The 215-nt window shown below is 42.3% G+C and carries 1 protein-coding gene; it reads left to right on the top strand.

Translation table 11 applies throughout. The features are described from left to right. The coding region (locus NE668_RS10180; protein ID WP_256196955.1) for a hypothetical protein at positions 1-215 on the top strand (215 nt) is incomplete at both ends.

The raw sequence follows: 215 nt of genomic DNA, 5'->3' as shown, positions 1-215 counted from the left end.
TGATCGATGCATGTAATAAGCATGGAATCTTAGTGATCGACGAGGCATTTGACGGATGGGTAGCTCCGAAAAACGGCAATTCAAACGATTATGCAAAATGGTTTAATAAAGAAATTGAATCTGATAATGAAATCATGGGCGCTGCGGACAATATGACATGGGCGCAGTTTGATCTTACAGCAATGATCGAGCGTGGACAGAATGATCCGGCGATT

It is taken from the genome of Veillonella parvula, from assembly GCF_024461875.1.
Lineage (GTDB): Bacteria > Bacillota > Negativicutes > Veillonellales > Veillonellaceae > Veillonella > Veillonella parvula_I.
This window is presented reverse-complemented; position numbering and strand designations above follow the sequence as displayed.